The organism is Oceanibacterium hippocampi (assembly GCF_900172325.1).
Lineage (GTDB): Bacteria > Pseudomonadota > Alphaproteobacteria > Sneathiellales > Sneathiellaceae > Oceanibacterium > Oceanibacterium hippocampi.
The window spans coordinates 400,272-418,096 of record NZ_FWFR01000002.1 but is presented as its reverse complement, the minus strand read 5'-3'; the positions used below and the strand labels follow the sequence as shown (position 1 = coordinate 418,096).

16 protein-coding genes and 1 riboswitch are annotated in these 17,825 nt (G+C 67.9%); of the genes, 6 read left to right on the top strand and 10 right to left on the bottom strand.

Annotation, left to right across the window (positions count from 1 at the left end; all coding sequences use genetic code 11):
• Positions 1-56: 56 nt before the first annotated feature.
• The 3 genes from OCH7691_RS12960 to ribB form a co-directional block, all read right to left on the bottom strand.
• Positions 57-1,778: a class I adenylate-forming enzyme family protein gene (locus OCH7691_RS12960; protein WP_085883954.1), complete on the bottom strand. Its 1,722-nt coding sequence runs from the start codon at positions 1,776-1,778 to the stop codon at positions 57-59.
• Complete coding sequence (curA, locus tag OCH7691_RS12955) at positions 1,778-2,806, bottom strand: NADPH-dependent curcumin/dihydrocurcumin reductase (RefSeq protein ID WP_085883953.1); 1,029 nt, start codon at positions 2,804-2,806, stop codon at positions 1,778-1,780. Before curA ends, OCH7691_RS12960 begins: the two co-directional genes overlap by 1 nt.
• 164 nt (positions 2,807-2,970) lie before the next feature.
• Positions 2,971-3,663, bottom strand: coding sequence for a 3,4-dihydroxy-2-butanone-4-phosphate synthase (gene ribB, locus OCH7691_RS12950; RefSeq protein ID WP_085884460.1), 693 nt, complete (start codon positions 3,661-3,663; stop codon positions 2,971-2,973).
• Between the two features lie 136 nt (positions 3,664-3,799).
• Positions 3,800-3,950: riboswitch (FMN riboswitch) on the bottom strand.
• A 170-nt stretch (positions 3,951-4,120) separates the two neighbouring features.
• Between ribB and OCH7691_RS12945 the strand changes: the two genes are divergently transcribed.
• Positions 4,121-6,163, top strand: a complete 2,043-nt coding sequence (locus OCH7691_RS12945) for an NADH:flavin oxidoreductase (protein ID WP_085883952.1) — start codon at positions 4,121-4,123, stop codon at positions 6,161-6,163.
• 9 nt (positions 6,164-6,172) lie between these two features.
• Here OCH7691_RS12945 and OCH7691_RS12940 read toward each other — a convergent pair whose 3' ends face one another.
• Positions 6,173-6,499 carry an HPF/RaiA family ribosome-associated protein gene (locus OCH7691_RS12940; protein ID WP_085883951.1) on the bottom strand — a complete coding sequence of 109 codons (327 nt, stop codon included), beginning with the start codon at positions 6,497-6,499 and terminating at the stop codon, positions 6,173-6,175.
• A 413-nt stretch (positions 6,500-6,912) separates the two neighbouring features.
• Here OCH7691_RS12940 and OCH7691_RS12935 point away from each other — a divergent pair, with 413 nt between their 5' ends.
• A complete protein-coding gene (locus tag OCH7691_RS12935) occupies positions 6,913-7,938 on the top strand; it encodes a polysaccharide deacetylase family protein (protein ID WP_139839691.1) in 1,026 nt (341 codons plus the stop codon).
• Positions 7,939-7,940: 2 nt separating this feature from the next.
• On the opposite strand, the gene OCH7691_RS12930 is transcribed toward OCH7691_RS12935, so the two are convergent.
• Positions 7,941-8,918: a zinc ABC transporter substrate-binding protein gene (locus OCH7691_RS12930; protein ID WP_085883949.1), complete on the bottom strand. Its 978-nt coding sequence runs from the start codon at positions 8,916-8,918 to the stop codon at positions 7,941-7,943.
• Between the two features lie 122 nt (positions 8,919-9,040).
• Here OCH7691_RS12930 and OCH7691_RS23655 point away from each other — a divergent pair, with 122 nt between their 5' ends.
• The 3 genes from OCH7691_RS23655 to znuB are packed head-to-tail and all read left to right on the top strand — an operon-like array spanning position 9,041 to position 11,161.
• The gene (locus OCH7691_RS23655) at positions 9,041-9,562 is read left to right on the top strand and encodes a Fur family transcriptional regulator (RefSeq protein ID WP_085884459.1); all 522 of its coding nucleotides are present in this window, start codon (positions 9,041-9,043) and stop codon (positions 9,560-9,562) included.
• Complete coding sequence (gene znuC / locus OCH7691_RS12920) at positions 9,559-10,371, top strand: zinc ABC transporter ATP-binding protein ZnuC (RefSeq protein WP_085883948.1); 813 nt, start codon at positions 9,559-9,561, stop codon at positions 10,369-10,371. Before OCH7691_RS23655 ends, znuC begins: the two co-directional genes overlap by 4 nt.
• The gene (znuB, locus tag OCH7691_RS12915; protein ID WP_085883947.1) at positions 10,364-11,161 is read left to right on the top strand and encodes a zinc ABC transporter permease subunit ZnuB; all 798 of its coding nucleotides are present in this window, start codon (positions 10,364-10,366) and stop codon (positions 11,159-11,161) included. The genes znuC and znuB overlap by 8 nt, the downstream gene beginning before the upstream one ends.
• 24 nt (positions 11,162-11,185) lie before the next feature.
• On the opposite strand, the gene mepK is transcribed toward znuB, so the two are convergent.
• The 3 genes from mepK to OCH7691_RS12900 all read right to left on the bottom strand — a co-directional run bounded on the left by mepK (position 11,186) and on the right by OCH7691_RS12900 (position 14,557).
• A complete protein-coding gene (gene mepK / locus OCH7691_RS12910; RefSeq protein WP_139839689.1) occupies positions 11,186-11,689 on the bottom strand; it encodes a peptidoglycan L,D-endopeptidase MepK in 504 nt (167 codons plus the stop codon).
• Between the two features lie 248 nt (positions 11,690-11,937).
• Positions 11,938-13,560 carry a L,D-transpeptidase family protein gene (locus OCH7691_RS12905; protein WP_085883945.1) on the bottom strand — a complete coding sequence of 541 codons (1,623 nt, stop codon included), beginning with the start codon at positions 13,558-13,560 and terminating at the stop codon, positions 11,938-11,940.
• A 100-nt stretch (positions 13,561-13,660) separates the two neighbouring features.
• Positions 13,661-14,557 carry an SEL1-like repeat protein gene (locus OCH7691_RS12900; protein WP_085883944.1) on the bottom strand — a complete coding sequence of 299 codons (897 nt, stop codon included), beginning with the start codon at positions 14,555-14,557 and terminating at the stop codon, positions 13,661-13,663.
• Between the two features lie 276 nt (positions 14,558-14,833).
• Here OCH7691_RS12900 and OCH7691_RS23300 point away from each other — a divergent pair, with 276 nt between their 5' ends.
• Positions 14,834-15,622: a hypothetical protein gene (locus OCH7691_RS23300; protein ID WP_176245047.1), complete on the top strand. Its 789-nt coding sequence runs from the start codon at positions 14,834-14,836 to the stop codon at positions 15,620-15,622.
• A 3-nt stretch (positions 15,623-15,625) separates the two neighbouring features.
• Here OCH7691_RS23300 and OCH7691_RS12885 read toward each other — a convergent pair whose 3' ends face one another.
• Together OCH7691_RS12885 and OCH7691_RS12880 are read right to left on the bottom strand one after the other, a co-directional pair.
• Positions 15,626-16,522 (bottom strand): SEL1-like repeat protein, encoded by an 897-nt coding sequence (locus OCH7691_RS12885; protein ID WP_085883941.1) that lies wholly within the window; start codon positions 16,520-16,522, stop codon positions 15,626-15,628.
• Between the two features lie 14 nt (positions 16,523-16,536).
• Positions 16,537-17,790 (bottom strand): NAD(P)/FAD-dependent oxidoreductase, encoded by a 1,254-nt coding sequence (locus OCH7691_RS12880; RefSeq protein WP_176245046.1) that lies wholly within the window; start codon positions 17,788-17,790, stop codon positions 16,537-16,539.
• Between the last annotated feature and the right edge of the window lie 35 nt (positions 17,791-17,825).

Below are 17,825 nucleotides of genomic sequence, written 5' to 3'. Positions count from 1 at the left end.
CTCCAGCATGCCTTGACGAAGCTTATCATCGTCGCTACCCGGGCCGGCAAGCGCCGTCAGCCGGCGACGGTCGCGGCGGCCTGGACAATGGCGCGGACCTCCGCCTTCAGAATCTTCCCGTTGGCATTCCTCGGCAGCGGCTCATGGTCGAAGACGATCGAGACCGGGACCTTGAAGCCGGCCAGGCGTTCCCTGACCCAGGCTTGCAACTCAGCCTCGGAAACCCTTGATTCCCTTTTCACCTGGACCATCGCGGCAACTTCCTCGCCGAGTACCCTGTGGGGGATGCCGACGACCGCGGCGTCCATCACGCCGGGATGGCTGTAGAGGGCATCCTCGACCTCGACGCAGTAGACGTTCTCGCCGCCGCGGATGACCATGTCCTTGGCCCGGTCGACGATATAGACGAAATCGTCCTCGTCCTTGCGGGCGAGATCGCCGGAATGGATCCAGCCCTCGGTGATCGCCTGGGCGGTCGCTTCCGGATTGCGCCAGTAACCGGCGATGACGTTCGGCCCTTTCATCCACAATTCGCCGATCTCGCCGGGGCCGAGGTCCTGGCCGTCGGCTCCGACGATCCGGTAGTCGCAGACGGCCACAGGCGCCCCGACGCTGTCCGGGTGGGCGACGAAATCGTCGGCCCAGTTCATCGCCGCGACAGACGAAGTTTCGGTCATGCCATAGCCATTGCGAACAAGGGCTTGCGGGAAGTACTTGCGGCATTGTTGCAGCAATTCGGGAGCCGCCGGCGCGCCGCCGTAGCCGACGCTTACGACCTTCGACAGGTCATAGCGGGAAAAGTCCGGGGACTCGATCAGCTGCCAGATCATGGCCGGCACGCCGCTGATCGCCGTGACCCCCTCGCGGTCGACCAGCGCCAGCGCGCGTTCCGCGTTCCAGCGATGCATGAGCACCATCTTGTTGCCGGCGAGCGTGTTCGTGACGAGCGCCGAATGGCAGCCGGTGACGTGGAAGAGCGGGACCGGGACGATCGAGGCGCCGGGCGGTGAGGGCCGGACCGCGTCTTCCGCCGAAAGACCCCGGCGGAGCGCCGCACGGGCGCGGGTGAAGGCGACGCTGACCGGATTGGTGCAGATGTTGCGGTGGGTGCCGAGCGCGCCCTTGGGCCGGCCCGTGGTGCCGGAGGTATAGAAGATCGTGGCCGGATCGTCGGGCGCGATCGCGACATCGGGCAGCTCGGCGTCGGCCGGCGCGGTGTCGAGCAGCGCCTGCCAGTCGACCGCCTTCGGCGGCAGGGTGCCGTCGTGGCGGGTGGCGACCAGGCCGCGCAGGGCCGGCAGGTCATCCAGGTAGGGTTGCAGGCTGGCCAGCCGCTCGCCGTCGGCGATCAGCACCGAAACCTCGGCATTCTCGAGGCCGTAGTGCAGTTCCTCGCCGGTCCACCAGGCATTCAGTGGGACGACGATGGCGCCGGTCGCGGCCGCCGCCCAGAAGGCGGTGATCCATTCCGGCCAGTTCCGCATGGCGATCGCAACCCGGTCGCCCTTGGCGACCGCGAACCGCGAAACCAGCCGCTCGGCCAGCCGCGCCGCCCGTCGATACTGCTCGCCGTAACTGATCGGCGGCTCGTCCTCGAAGACGAGGTAGGGGCGGTCGCCGAAGGCGCGGCTTTCGACCAGGATCGTCCGGAGGTCCGGCCTGGCATTCTTCCAGACCCTGAGCGACACGCCGCGGATCGTCGCTTCCTCCATCTCGAAGGGACAGCCGGGGGCGGTCAGGCGCCGGGTCGCCTCCGCGTTGGTCATGGCCGCTGGCATCAGGGCTCGGCTCCGACGCGAACGATCAGCTTGCCGAAATTGCGGCCTTCGAGCAGCCCCTGGAACGCCGCGACCGCGTTCTCCAGCCCGTCGACGAAGTCTTCCTTGTACTTGATCGAGCCGTCGCGAACCCAGCCGGCCATCTCGGTCAGGAACTGCTGCTCCTGCTCGGCGAAGTCCCAGACGATGAAGCCGCGCACCAGGATGCGCTTGGTCAGGATCTGGCGCATCAGGATCGGCAGGCGGTCCGGTCCCTCCGGCAGCGAGGTCGCGTTGTAATGGGCGATCAGGCCGCAGACCGGCATGCGCGAGAATTCGTTCATCAGGGGCAGGACCGCGCCGAACACCGGGCCGCCGACATTCTCGAAATAGACATCGATACCGGACGGACAGGCGCCCTTCAGCGAGCCGGCGAGGTCCTGGTCGCGGTGGCTGACGCAGGCATCGAAGCCGAGCTCGTTGACGACGAAGTCGCATTTCTCGCGGCTGCCGGCGATGCCGACGGCCCGCGCGCCCTTGATCTTGGCGATCTGCCCGACCAGCCCGCCGACCGCGCCCGAGGCGGCGGCGACCGCGACCGTCTCGCCGGCCTTCGGCTGGCCGATGGTGAGCAGCCCGGTATAGGCGGTCATCCCCGGCATGCCGAGAACGCCGAGCGCCGTCGAGATCGGCGCCAGCGACGGGTCGATCCGGCGGACGTCGGACCCGTCGCTCAGCGAATATTCCTGCCAGCCCGTGCGGCCCTCGACGATGGTGCCCGTTGGAAAGTCGGGATTGTCGCTTTCCATCACCTCGGCGACAACGGCGCCGGTCATGACGTCGCCGATCTGCACCGGCTTGGCGTAGGAGGGGCCGTCGTTCATCCGTCCGCGCATGTAGGGGTCGAGCGACAGGTGGATCGTGCGGAGCAGGATCTGGCCGGCGCCCGGGCTCGGGATCGGCGTTTCCTTGAGTGCGAAGTCGCTGTTCTTGGGCGCGCCGGACGGACGGGCGGCAAGGACGATCTGACGGTTCTTACCCGCGGACATGCTTCTCTCCCTGAAACTGATTTGTCGGCAACTCTAGTCGACTTTGCCGGCCCGGCAAGGGCTGTGGCTGCAAGAGAGCCGTATCAGGGATCGAAACCCCGTGCCGCATGACGGCGTTGCGCGGCCCGGCCGAGCCCGGCCCCGCATCGCCCTCGGCGCGTCGGTCAGGCGGCGCTGGCGGGTCGCCGCCGGCGTTCGGCGATCAGGTCGGCGATCGTCATGACCGGGATATTGTGGAGCAGCGCGAACTCGACCACCTGCGGCAACCGCGCCATGGTGCCGTCCGGGTTGGTCAGTTCGCAGAGCACCGCCGCCGGTTCGCGCCCCGCCATCAGGGCGAGATCGACCGAGGCTTCGGTATGTCCCGGCCGCGTCAGCACACCGCCGGCCGAGGCCCGCAGCGGGAAGATGTGGCCCGGCCGGGCGAGATCGCCTGGACGGGTGGCGGGATTGGCGGCGGTCCGCACCGTGGTTACCCGGTCGGCGGCCGAAACGCCGGTCGTCACGCCTTCCTTCGCCTCGATCGAGACGGTGAAGGCGGTACCCATCCGGGAACTGTTGTCGGCCACCATCTGCGGCAGTTCGAGCGCCGCCAGCCGCTCGGCCGTCATCGCCAGGCAAACGATACCGCTGCAATCGCGGATCAGCATGGCCATCTGTTCGACGCTGATCGAATCGGCGGGAAAGATGAGGTCGCCCTCATTCTCGCGATCCTCGTCGTCGACGACGAGCACGCCGCCGCCGGCACGGAACTGCTCGACGGCCCGGCGGACCCGGGTTTCGGAATCGCCGAAGGAGGCAAGCGGCGCCCCCAGCGGATCGGCAAACTGTACGGGTTTCGTGTTGATCTGATTCATGGTTGTCACCTCGAACGAACGGCGGACCAGAATCAGGGCTTTGGCGGGATGCGCCTCCGATCGGACCGGGACCCGGTGACCGGCAGACGCGAACAGACACGACATGCGACAGGCACGAATGCCCGGCGAACGCGCGGCTTATCCTCTCCCATCCGGACTGTACCGTCGGCTCCGGCTTCTCACCGGATCTGCTGACCCCGTTCCGTCGGAACGGGCGCTCGCGGGCTCGTCCCAGTCACCTGGGACATACCGCCGGTCGGGAATTTCACCCTGCCCTGAGAACAAGCGCCAAATTGCACATCGCCCTCCCACCGGGAAGGCGAGGGAAGTTTAGGACCACTTTTCCGCGCCCGCAATGGCGGAAGCGGACAAAAGCCGGTCGCCCAGCGCTGGACAGGCGGGCACCGGCTCGCCTTTCATGGTCGGGTCGTCCCATCGGCAGGGAGCCCGCACGCGCATGTCCGGCAACGATCCGCTACTCGAACCATATCAGTTGAAGCATCTGACGCTGCGCAACCGGATCATGTCGACGGCGCACGAGCCGGCCTATTCCGCGAACGGCATGCCGACCGACCGCTACCGCCACTACCACGTGGAGAAGGCAAAAGGCGGGATCGCCCTGACGATGACCGCCGGGTCGGCGATCGTGGCGGAGGATTCCGCGCCGGCCTTCGGCAACCTGTTCGCCTACAAGGACGAGATCGTCCCCTGGCTCCGGCAGCTGGCCGACGAATGCCACGACCATGGCGCCGCGGTGATGATCCAGCTCACCCACCTCGGGCGCCGGACCGGCTGGAACCATTCCGACTGGCTGCCGGTGCTGGCGCCGTCGCCGGTCAGGGAGCCGGCCCACCGGGCCTTCCCGAAGGAGGCCGAGGACTGGGATCTCGACCGTATCGCCGGCAACTACGCGGACGCCGCGGCGCGCATGCAGGCGGCCGGGCTCGACGGCATCGAGCTCGAATGCTACGGCCATCTTCTCGACGCCTTCTGGTCGCCCGCCACGAACCGGCGCGAGGACGAGCATGGTGGCCGGCTCGACAACCGGTTGCGCTTCACCCATCGGGTGCTCGACGCGATCCGCTCGGCGGTCGGCGAGGAGTTTGTCGTCGGCCTGCGCCTCGTCGCCGACGAGGACTGGCAGCGCGGGCTGAGCCGTGACGAGGGGCTGGAGATCGCGCGCCGCCTGGCGGCGAGCGGCAAGATCGACTTCCTGAACGTGATCCGCGGCCATATCGAGACCGACGCCGCGCTCTCCCGGGTGATCCCGATCCAGGGCATGAAGGCCTCGCCGCATCTGGATTTCGCCGGCGAGGTGCGGGCGCTGACCCGCTTCCCGGTCTTCCACGCGGCGCGCATCAACGATGTGGCGACGGCCCGCCACGCGGTGGCGAGCGGCAAGCTCGACATGGTCGGCATGACGCGCGCCCACCTGGCGGATCCGCATATTGCGCGCAAGATCGCGACTGGACGGGAGGCGGAGATCCGCCCCTGCGTCGGCGCGACCTACTGCCTGGACCGGATCTACGAGGGCCACGAGGCGCTCTGCATCCACAATCCCTCGACCGGGCGCGAGGCGACAATGCCGCACGAGATCGCGCCTGGCGACGGTCCGGCGCGGCGCGTCGTGGTGGTCGGGGCCGGTCCGGGCGGGCTCGAGGCGGCGCGGGTCGCGGCGCTGCGCGGGCATGATGTGATCCTGTTCGAGGCGGCCGACCGTCCGGGCGGGCAGATCCGGCTCGCCGCCCGCAATCCCCGACGCAGCGAGCTGATCGGCATCGTCGACTGGCGCATGGCGCGTTGCGAGGCGCTCGGTGTCCGCTTCCGCTTCAACTGCCTCGTCGGCGCCGAAGAGGTGCTGGCCGAGGACCCGGACTTCGTGATCGTCGCCACCGGAGGCCTGCCGGATTGCGGTTTTCTCGAGACCGGTGCGGAACACGTGGTGTCGAGCTGGGATATCCTCTCGGGCGACGTCAAGCCGGCTCGCGAGGTGCTGCTGTTCGACGACAATGGCGGGCACCCCGGGATGCAGGCCGCGGAAATGCTGGCGGAAGCCGGCGCCGGACTCGAGATCGTCAGCCCGGAGCGCTACTTCGCGCCCGAGATCGGCGGCCTCAATCATGTCCCTTACGCGGAGGCGTTCCAGCGCCACGGCGTCAGGATCACGATCAACCGGCGTCTCGCCGCCGTGGCGCGGGTAGGGAACCGGCTCCGCGCCACGCTCGGCAGCGACTACGGCGATTTCCCGGAGACCCGCGAGGTCGACCAGGTGGTGGTCGAACACGGGACCCTGCCGCTCGACGAGCTTTACCGGGCGCTCAGGCCGGACTCGGTCAACCAGGGCGCGGTCGACTATCGCGCCCTGATCGACGGCCGGCCGCAGGCGCTCGCGCGGAATGCCGAGGGCCGCTACCGGCTCTACCGGATCGGCGATGCCGTGGCGTCACGGAACATCCATGCCGCGATCTATGATGCGCTGCGTCTCGTGCGGACGTTCTGACGCCCGCGTTCAGCGGTGATGCTTCTCGGCGTAATCCTGCAACTGTCGGCGGGCGGCGGCAAAGGCATCGCGAACCGCCACATAGACATCCTCGTGGGCCCGGTTCGCTTCCGGCTCGCGATCGACGACGAGCGTCGAGCCCGGCACGGAAATATTGATGCGGGTGTGAAAGATCCTTCCCTTGTTCTGGCTCTTGTGATCGGCGGAGACGACGACACGACAGCCGATCAGCGCGCTGTTGAAGCGTCCCAGCTTCTCGATTTCGTCCCGCACGCGGGTTTCGACCGCGTCCGAATGATCCATGTTGTGAAAGGTGATTTCGGAAGGAAACTGCACGGGGTACCTCCTGAGTTTCTTCGCCGTTTTCCGGTGGCGCGGGAACGCTCCCGGTATTCGCGGCCGCGTGCCGCTACGGATCGGACAGGTCCCGGTCGGAACCGGTCCGGCGGATCCGGACGAGGCCCACGAAGGCGCCTGACCCGGGTTCGCAGGGAACCGGCGCTCTTGCCCGAACGGGCTACTTTAATAGATGGTATTGATGCCCCCCGCGCCAAGCGATGGCATCACGCGGCGATCACGATTATGGTTTTGTGACGGGTAGTGGTGGCCTTGTCGGCACGAGCGTCGCAAGGTTATAGAATTCCTTCATTTCTAGGGCTTATTAGGAATGGATTGCACCCTCCCTCGCGAAGCCGAGAGCGCTTCGCCCGGGATCTGTCCAGTTACTCCCGATTTGGCAGCTCATGGCCTTGCAACGCGTCACAACGGATAGACCGGTTCTGCTGACCGCGATTCATGCGGAGGAGGAGTTCGACTGGCACGCCGATTTCGACCGCGCCTCAACCGGCGTCGGTCACATGCGCGAGATCGACCGGCTGCAGGATGTGTTTGCCGCGACCGGGACCCGGGCGACCTATCTCGTCGGCTATCCGGTCGCGACCCAGGACGAGGCGATCAGGCCGCTGCGGCGTCATCTCAAGGCGGGCTCGATCGAAATCGGTGCGCACATGCATCCGTGGGTCGCGCCGCCCTATGACGAAGCCGTCAACCGGCGGAATTCCTTTCATCACAACCTGCCGCCGGCGCTCGAACGCGAGAAGCTCCGGCAATTGACGAAGGCGATCCAGGGCTCGTTCGGCATCCGGCCGCGAAGCTATCTCGGTGGACGCTACAGCTACGGTCCCAATACCGGCCGGATCCTGCGCGAACTCGGCTACGAGATCGACCTGTCGATCAATGTGACCGGTGATTATTCGCCGGAAGGCGGGCCGGACTACACCGGCTACAGCAACCAGTATTTCTGGGACCCGGAAGCTGAAGGGTTGCTTCGCCTGCCGGGTAACGGCGGCTATCTCGGCCTGCTCGGGCCATTGGCCGGCGCACCGCTTTACCGGCTGATCGTGCGACACGGACTGCAAAGCACCCGGCTTGAGGGGCTGCTGTCCCAGCTCGGACTGTTCGAATGCATCCGGCTGTCGCCGGAGGGTTACACGCTGGCGGAACTGAAGCGGCTGACCAACCGGCTGATGAAGACGGGGATTCGGGCCTTCGTCTTCAATTTCCACTCGACCTCGATCGTCCCGGGCTGCACGGAATATGTCCGGAGCGCTGACGATCTGCGGGCCTTCCTCGGGCGAATTGACGCGTATCTCCGCTTCTTCCACGAGGAACTGGGCGGCGTCAGCATGACCGCGTCCGAGTTCCATCAATCGGTCAGCGGGTCGGCGGAATCCGTCGCCTCCGACGACCGGTTGCCGGCGGCGGCGGCCCAGTAGCCTCAGTCGCCGGCGCGGAAGCAATCCTCGAACGCGCCCGCCAGTCCCTCCATCAGCAAGAAATAGGCGTTGTCGCCGGGTTGCAGCGTCGCTCCGAGGGGGTCGAGCATGACGATCCGTGTCGCCGTGTCGTCGACTAGCATGCGGGCGATCGCCGGCTCGAACTGCGGTTCCACGAAGACGCAGGCCGCGCCGGCCTCGACGATCGTCTTGCGGATCTCGTGCAGGCGACGGGCGCCCGGCGACTGGTCCGGGCTGACGGTGATCGAGGCCGCCGGCGCCAGGCCGTAGCGCCGTTCAAAATACTGGTAGGCATCGTGGAAGACGACATAGGGGCGCCCCGCGAAGCCGGCCAGGCGGGTGGCAAGCGACTGGTCCAGTGCCCGCAATCGCGCGTCGAGACGGGCGGCGTTGGCTGTGTAGTTCGCAGCGTTGTCCGGGTCCCGCGCGCCGAGCACCGCGGCGATCCGCGCGCTCATGGCGATCGCGTTCTCAGGATCGAGCCAGATATGCATGTCCAGATCGAGTTCGCCGTGGCCGTGGTCGTGGTCGTCGTGGTCGGCGCCATGATGGTCGGCGTCATGGTCCTTGTCGCTGGCCTGCGCGCCGGCATGATCGGCGTGGCCCTCGCGGAAGCGGAGAATGCCGACGCCGGGCGCCTCGTGCAGCGCGATGGCGCGATCGTTTCCGCCCAGTGCGGCGATCGGCTTGGCCAGGGCCATTTCCATGGTCGGCCCGACCCAGAAGACAATTTCCGCGCGTCGCAGCTTCAGGGCATCGGACGGACGTAGAGCGTAGTTGTGCGGCGAGGCGAGCCCCCGGATCAGCAGGTCCGGCGTACCGACGCCGGCCATGATGGCGGCGACCAGCGCATGGACCGGGGGAATCGAGACAAGCACGGACGGCGCCGCCGCGGTGGCCGGCAAGGACCCCATGAGCAGGGCGACGGCAACGATCGGCAGGCGTAGGAAACGGTACATGGAAAGCGGTCTCCGGGCTTGAAGCGGCGAGATCGGCGCGATAGTGTGTCGAGGTATGAAATGTTATGTTGTAACATGTCAAGCCGTGACGAATGAAAATCGACGGGCAGGGATTGCAGCCGATGCCGAAACGTGACGACGAGGCGATCGAAACCGCCTTTCCGGACGAGACGCACGATCACCGGGCCTGCGTGCGGAGCTCGCTCGCCGCGGCCGAGCGGATCTGCGAGGCGCGCGGCCGCCGGCTGACCGCGCAGCGCCGGCAGGTGCTCCGTATCATCGCCGATTCTCACCGGGCGATCGGCGCCTATGACATCCTCGAGCGGATGGCGTCGTCCGGCCGCCGCCCGGCGCCGATCACCGTCTACCGGGCGCTCGATTTCCTGATGGAGAATGCGCTGGTGCATCGGCTGGCAAGCCTGAACGCCTTCGTTGCCTGCCGCGGCGGCGGGCACGAACACGGCGCGCAGTTCCTGATCTGCGCCGAATGCGGCAATGTCGGCGAACTGGCGAGCGACCGGGTCGACCGGGCGATCGACGCGGCGGCGGCGTCAGCCTCTTTCCGGGTGGTGCAGCCGATCATCGAGGTGACCGGGGTCTGCGGCGACTGCAACGACGGGGCACCGGCGGAGCAGGGCCGGTGAACGCCGTCACGGATCCGTCCGGGGACGCCGGGCCGCCCGGCGAACGGCTGATCGCGGCGGAAGGGCTCGAAGTCGCATTCGGCGGGCGTCGGGTACTCGAACATGTGGACATCACCGTCTCCGCCGGCGAGATCGTCACCGTGATCGGCCCCAACGGTTCCGGCAAGTCGACCCTCGTCCGCACGCTTCTTGGCCTGCAACCGTTGAGCGCGGGCCATGTCTGGCGGAAGCCGGGACTCACGATCGGCTACGTGCCCCAGAAGCTGCAGGTCGATGCGATCATGCCGCTCACCGTCACGCGTTTCCTGACGTTGACCGGACGCCACGACCGGGCGACGGTCGAAAGGGCGCTCGCCGAAACCGGCGTCGGCCATCTCGCCGACGCACAGTTCCATGTGCTGTCGGGCGGCGAGCATCAGCGCGTCCTGCTTGCCCGCGCGCTGCTGCGCTCGCCCGATCTGCTGGTGCTCGACGAACCGGTTCAGGGTGTCGATTTCACCGGCGAGGCGGCGCTCTACGAGCTGATCGGTGTGATCGCGCGGCGGCACCGGTGCGGCATCCTGATGGTCAGCCATGACCTGCATGTGGTCATGGCGGCGACCGACCGGGTCGTCTGCCTGAACCATCATATCTGCTGTGCCGGAACGCCGGAGGCGGTGACCCACCATCCGGAGTATCGCCGGCTGTTCGGGGCGCGGGCGGCCGGCGCGCTGGCGCTCTACAGCCATCACCACGATCATCACCATCATACCGTGTCGGGCGCCGTCGTGACGCCGGAGACGAACCGGCCGGAGCCGCCCCATGCCTGAGGATTTCCTGGTCCGCGCGGCGCTCGCCGGGATCGGCGTGGCGCTGGCGGCGGCGCCGCTCGGCTGCTTCATCGTCTGGCGGCGTATGGCCTATTTCGGCGACACGATGGCCCATTCGGCGCTGCTGGGCGTCGCGCTCGGCTTCCTGCTCGGGCTCGCGCCGACGGTCGGCGTGATCCTGGTGACGACCGGCATCGCGATCCTGCTGATCCTGCTGCAACAGCAGCGTCGGCTGGCGACCGACACGCTGCTCGGCATTCTCTCGCATTCGGCACTCTCGACCGGGCTGGTCGCGCTGTCGCTGATGGCCTGGCTCCGTATCGACCTGATGGGCTACCTGTTCGGCGACATCCTCGCGGTGACGGCGCTCGACCTCTACCTGGTCTATGGCGGGGGGGCGCTGGTTCTGGCGACGATGGCGGCGATCTGGCGGCCGCTGCTGGCGGCGACCGTGCACGAGGACCTGGCCCGCGCCGAGGGCGTGCCGACCCTGATCGTCCGTCTCGTCTTCATGCTGCTGGTCGCGCTGGTCATCGCCATCGCCATGAAGATCGTCGGGATCCTGCTGATCACCGCGCTTCTGATCATCCCGGCGGCCGCGGCGCGGCGCTTCGCCCGCACGCCGGAACAGATGGCGGTGATGGCGGCGCTGATCGGGGCGGTCGCGGTGCTGCTCGGGCTTGGCGGCTCGTTCGGCTTCGATACCCCGTCGGGGCCATCGGTCGTGGTGGCCGCGATGCTGCTCTTCGTTCTCAGTCTGGTCCCGATCGGTCGGCGGATCGACGGCTGACCGGTCCGTCCTGTCAAGCGGCGGTCAGCCGCCCCAGGAGCGGACCCGGCCGGTATCGAGATGCACGAAGTTCGATTTCGGGTAATAGCCGACGCCGCCGGCCTTCATCGCGCGGGCCGCATTGCGAAGCCTGGCCAGCTCGCAGCCGGGCAGCCGGATGTCGATCGCCTGTCCGAGCATGTGCATGCTTTTCTTGGCGACGCCATTGCTCTTGCGCGCCAGTGCGGCGTTGGTTTTCGGCGAGCGGTAGCCGGAAATGATCTGGATCGGCTTCTGGCAGCCGAGTTTCTGGCCGAGCGCATGAACCAGGTCGAGCAGCTTCGGATCGATGGGGTGAATTTCGCCGGAGCGCCAGTCGCGCAGCAGGCGGTTGAATTCATCGATGGCATCGGGCTGGTAGGCGCCGCCTTCCCAATAGGTCGCCTTGAGCCGCTCTCCCGTATTCAGGGAGACGAGCGATAGCGTCCGATGAGTACTGCGGGGAAGGGCCGCCCGGACCGCCGAGGGGGCGAGGCCCGACAAAAACATGCCGCCGGTGACGCTGGCGGCCGATTGAATAAAGAAACGTCGGGTGAGAAGAGTCTGTCGTTCCGCCAATCTTTCGCGCCCCTGATCGCGAGCCCCGTTGGCTCCATGATGCTGATTGCTGGATAGCACAGCCATGGTTAATCGAAAATCGACAAAGCCCGCGAAACGGCCGCCAAGGCTGTGCCATTTCTGTGACCTTGGGCGAAATCGCCCGGCGCGGCGCGGTCAGAGGTCGGTTCGGGGGTGCCTCATGGCGTGGCGCGCGGACCAAGCAAGGCGCGGGCGAGCAGGGCATCGCGGCCGTAGACGTCGTTCCGGAACTGGACCAGGCCCACGTCGTCGACCCAGGCGGTGAGGTAGACGATATGCACCGGTACGGGCACGCGCAGATTGACGACCTGGCGGTCGCCGCGCTCGATCGCGGCGCGGACCTTCGCTTCGCTCCAGTCACCTGAATCGGCCAGCAGCGCGACCGCCAGATCGATCGGCCGGGCCACCCGGATGCAGCCGTGGCTGAATGTCCGCTCGGTTTTCGCGAACAGCGATTTCGATGGCGTGTCATGGAGGTAGATGTTGAACTTGTTCGGGAACATGAACTTGACGCGGCCGAGCGCGTTCTGATCGCCCGGGCGCTGGCGGATCAGGTAGGGAAACGGCCGGGCGGCAAGGTCGACCGTCGCGGCCGGCACGACCCTGTCGCTGTGCACGAATTCGTAACCCGCCTTGTCGATCTCGGCCGGGCTGCGCCGGAATTTCGGCAGCAGTTCCTTGCGCGCGATCGAGGTCGGCACGTTCCAGTAGGGGTTGATTTCCAGGTAGCGCATCCGGTCGCTGAAAACCGGCGTCCGGTGGAACGGCGCGCCGACGACGACGCGGCTTTCGAAGACCGGCAGGCCCCGGTCGACGATCTGCAGGGTGAAGTCCGCCAGATTGACGATGATGTGGCGTTCTCCCCGCTCGTCACTCATCCAGCGGAGCCGTTCCAGATTGATCTGGATCTGGTTGATTCGCGCCTGCACGGGCGTGTCGAGCGCCGCCCGGGTCTTCTCGCCCACGACGCCGTCGCTGTCGAGGCCCTGGCGCGACTGGAACCGGCGGATCGCGGTGACGATTTCGCCGTCGTAGAGATCCGTCTCGCCGGCGGCCGGCGCGCTGTCGTCCGCGAGCTCGCCGGTTGCCTGCAGTCGCTTGCGGATCGCGGCGACGCGGCCGTCGCGCATGCCGGGCTTGAGCGCTGACCCACTTGCCACGCGCGGCCAGCCGCCAGCCTCGGCGATCGCGCGATAGCGGGCGAGGGCACCCTTCAGGCGGTCATAGTCAGGATGCTGCGGGGCGAAGGAGGCGAGCGTCGTGGCGATGTCGGGATTTGCCAGTGCCGCTTCCCAGATCGCGAGCGGCGGGATGTCCTGGGGATAGACGAACAGCTCCTCGTCGACCTGGCTGGGCTTGAGGCGCCCGGCGCCGAGGTCGGCGGCATAGTCGAGCAGTGCCTGGCTCAGGCGGACCTCGAGGTCGATCAGATAGGGCGGCGACGAGGCGGAGAGCAGCGCATGGGTCGCGTCAGCGCCGTAATCGTCCGGGTCGAGACCTTCCTCGGCCGCGGCGCGAAGCACACGATCCAGCGCCACAGCGCGCGGCAGGACGGCCTTGTCGGACACCCAGACCGGCTCATGATCCCGGGCCGCGTAGAATTCCCGCAGCGCCTTGTAATCGGCCGCGGCGCGCGCCGAGAAAAGCGGGCTCCCGGTTTCCTGGAGCCGGGTCGCGAGCGCCGCGCGGAAACCGTCGCTGGCAGCACCGGCGGGCCCGCCGAACGCGGCCACGAGAAGCAGGACGACGAACAGGGGGAAGAGGCGGAAGTGAACTCGCATCGGGTACCTGCCTTCCTACGCACGACTACGGGACGGGAGCGCCCGTCGGAACAAGCCGGACAATGTGATTGTGGTGCTCGGGGCAGGCGGCGGCAACCCGTTATTCGGGCGTGAAGGCGGCGGCCTCGCGGTCCAGTTTCTCGCGCGTCGCTTCATCGAGTTCGCGCCTCAGGTCCCGCAGATAGACGGCCGCCAGATCGGCATTCTGCGAGGCGGCGATCGTCATCCAGTAGTAGGCCCGCTCCGGGTTGCGGGGCTGTCCCTCGCCGAGAAAGAGGATACGGCCGAGAAAGATCTGCGCCTCGCCGTTGCCGGCCCGCGCGGCATTCTCGAAATGCCGGGCAGCACGCTGGTAGTCGGGCTCGACGCCGTGGCCGCGATAGTAGATCCGGCCGAGATCGAACTCGGCCTTGTCGAGGCCGTCGTCCGCGGCCTCCTGGAACAGCGCCGCGGCCTTCGCCAGGTCGCGTGGCGTGCCCCAGCCGAAATAATAGCGATAGGCCAGGTTGCGCTTCGCTTTCAGGTTGCCCGCGCTGGCCGAGAGTTCGAACAGTTCCATGGCTTTCTTCGGGTCGGCGGCGACGCCGTGCCCGGCCACGTAGAGCGTGCCGAGATTGCGCATCGCCTTGTCGTTGCCCTGGGCCGAGGCCAGCGTGTACCACCGCGCCGCTTCCTCGAAGTTGCGCTCGGTGCCCTTGCCCTCCTCGAAATAGATGCCGACGATGCGCTGGCTCTCGGAATGCCCGGCCTCCGCCGCGCCGAGGAACCAGCGGAAGGCCTCCTTCGGGTTCGCCTCGACGCCGAGCCCGGCGTCATGGATCCGCCCGAGCCAGTATTGCGCCTCCGCATCGCCGCTTTCGGCGAGCGGCGTCAGTTCGGCCAGTGCGCCGGGGTAGTTCCCGGCCATGTAGGCGTCCTTGGCGGAGGCCAGGTCGGCCTGGGCCGCAAGCGGATAGAGGACGGCCCAAAGCACCAGAAGCGTTGCGATCGGTCGCATGTAAGAGCCCGTTCCAGAATGATCAGCGAGGATAATGCGGGTCCGTCCGCGATGTCTAATCAACAAAAACCTTTATATACCGGCTCGGCAGCGTCGCGGCCGATTTCGCGATTCATTGACGCGTCCGGCCCGGTCCGTCTACCCTGCGCGAATATTTGCGAACGCGAATTTGCGCGACGATGATGCCGTCGCGCATGACTGCGGAAAGGTAGTGCCATGTCGATCCCTCTGTTTCAGTTCGCCGCGCGTTGCTCCGCTGTTCTCCCCGTCGCTGCCATGTCTCTTGCGATCGCGCTGGCGCCGGCCGCGACCGTCGTCCTTTATCTGGATGCCGCGCCGGCCCTGGCGAAAGGGGGCGGAAATGGCGGCGGCAACGGCGGTGGCAACGGCGGTGGCAACGGCGGTGGCAACGGCAACGGTGGTGGCAATGGCGCCGGCAACGGCAACGGCGGTGGAAATGCCGGCGGGAATTCGGGGAACAGTGGTAACGCGGCCGGGCATGGACAGGGCTCGGCGACGAGTTCCAGTGCCGGCCATGGCAATGCCTTCGGACACGACAAATCCGGGAAGGGCGTTGCGTCTTCGCTCGGCGCCAAAGGCGCGAAAGGCGCGAAAGGTTCGAAATCATCCGACGATGCCGAGAGCGGACATGCCAAGAGCGCGATGAAAAGCGCGCTCGGCCGTTTGAACGCGGCGCATGCCTCGACCACGGCGCAGGCCAACGCCGCGCCCCATTCGGCGGTCGGCCAGATCGCGGCCTATTCCCGATCGGCCACGGATTATGCCGAGACGATGAGCGAGGAATCGCTTGCCGCCGCGGCCCAGGCGCTCGCCAATGCCGCCAACAAGAGCGTCAATCCCGAGGTCGTCGCGGCGCTCAACGACTTGCTGGGTCTCGAGACCACGCTCAGCGAAGAGGAGCAGGCGGCCGTCAACGAGGATATCGCGACCGCGGCCGAGGATATCCAGGCGACGGAAAGCAATCAGGGGCTGGGACAGGCCAAGGGTGACGACAGCGATGTCGCCGACGCCGACGATCCGGACGCCGAGATCGACGACGACTGAGCCCTAGCGCCCGGTGGCTCTGAGGGCCGCCAGCAGCTCCGCTTCCGGAAGCTTGTCGGCGGGAAGACCCGAATCCGCCCGGAACCGGGCGAGGGCGGCATTGGTGCGGGGGCCGCGAAGCCCGTCGACAGGACCCGGAGAATACCCCAGCGCGGCAAGCCGGACCTGGATGTACCGGGTCGCGGCATCGCCGCTGGCGGTGTCGTTCGCGATGCCGCCGCGAATCGACCGGGCGCCGGCCCGCTCGGCGGGGGTGGCGCGGGCGGCAAGCGTCCGCTCGGCGGTGATCGCCGGTTCATGACCCTGTGCCGCTGCCGCCGCCATCCATGCGAGGGCCCGAACCCTGTCTGGCGGGCTGCCGATCCCTGCGGCGAGCTTGGTGGCGAACATGAAGCGGGCCTCCGGAAGGCCCTGGCGGGCGGCGCGCTCGTACCAGTAGTTCGCCCAGTCCTGCTCGACTGCGACGCCGCGGCCATGGCTGAAGGCTTCGCCGAGCAGGAACTGCGCGCGGGCATGGTTCCGGGCGGCGGCGCGTTCCAGCCAGGCGACGCCGCGCACCTCGTCGCGTTCGCTGCCGGTGCCGGACATGTAGGCTGCGCCGAGGAAATACTGCGCCGCCGGATGGCCGCCCTCCGCCGCGCGCACCATGAGCTCCGTGGCGCGGGCGAGGGCGGTCTCTCCGTCGTCTCCGCCGTTCGCATCGCCGATCAGAACGAGCGCCCGCTGGTAGTCGGCCTCCGCTTCGGCGGTCGTTTCGTCCGACACCGCGACCGGGTCCGACGTCGGCGCTCCGACGTCGAGGGCCGTGCATGCGGCCCCGATCGGCATCGCGAGCGCGAGGACGAGGACGGCGGAAAAGGGACGTCGCCGTATCGCATCCGGATCACCGCGTTTGGGCACTCGGGGGCTCCTGTTCAGGCCGCGTCGAAGCGCGTCGCCGCATAGGGGGCGAGGTCGACCAGGGGGGTGTCGCCGGCGATGATCTCAGCCACCAGCCGTCCGGTGACCGGCCCAAGGGTCAGCCCGATATGGCCGTGGCCGAAGGCGAACCAGAGGCCCGGATGGCGCGGGGCCGGCCCGATCACCGGCAGCGAGTCGGGGAAGGACGGCCGGCGGCCCAGCCAGGGTTCGTCCTGCAACGGTTCGCCGAGCGGGAAGGCGGCCCGGGCGAGCGGCACGACCTTGTCGATCTGCCGACGGCTGGCCGGCGCGTCGAGGCCGGCGAACTCGACGCCCGAGGTGACGCGGATGCCCTTCTCCATCGGCGCCAGCACGAAGCCGCCGTCGATGTCGCAGACCGGCCGCGCAAGGCTGGCGCCGTCGCCGGCCGTGAAATGCAGGTGGTAGCCGCGTTCGAAATCCATTGGCAGGCGATAGCCGAGAGGCTTCAGGAAATCCCGCGACCAGGGCCCGAGGGCTACGACCACATGGTCGGCGTCCAGATGGCGGCCCGGCAGCCTGACCCGGTAACCGTCGTCGCGCGCCTCGATGCCCTCCACCCCGTCGATCAGGAGCGCCCCGCCGGCCTCGCGGAACCAGCGGGCATGGCTCTCGCAGACCGCACCCGGATCGGTGAGCGAGGCGGTGTCGAGGATATGCAGCGCCCGGGCGTAAAGCGGCCGCAAGCTCGGTTCGCGCTCGGCCAGCGCGGCCGGATCGTAGATCGCGTGGCGGATTCCGGCCTCGTCTAGGCGGGCCCGTTCGAAGCCGCTGGCCCGGAAACTCGCCTCGCTCCGGTAGAGCTTCATCCAGCCCTCGCGGACCAGGTAGCGGCCGGCGCCCGACAACTGCATCAGCGCCTCATGCTCGGCCAGGGCATGACGGGCGAGAGCGTCGAGCGCGGCGACGGTCGCGGCGAGCCGGGGGCCGGTGATCGCCCGGGCGAGGCGGGCGAGCCACGGCACGATTGCCGGCAGGTAGCGCCAGTCGACCCAGACCGACGGATCGGCGTTGCTCATGTAGCGCGGCAGCGCGCGCCACATGGACGGCAGCATGACCGGCATGATCGAACCGCGGCTGATGACCCCGGCATTGCCGTAGCTGGTTTCCCCGGCCGGGCCCTTGCGATCGACGAGTGTGACCTGGAACCCGCGCCGCAGGAGATGCACGGCACTCGCCGTTCCGACCATGCCGGCGCCCAGCACGACCACATGTCCCCGACCGGTCATCGACGAATTCTCCCGCTGCGGTCCGATTGCTTCCG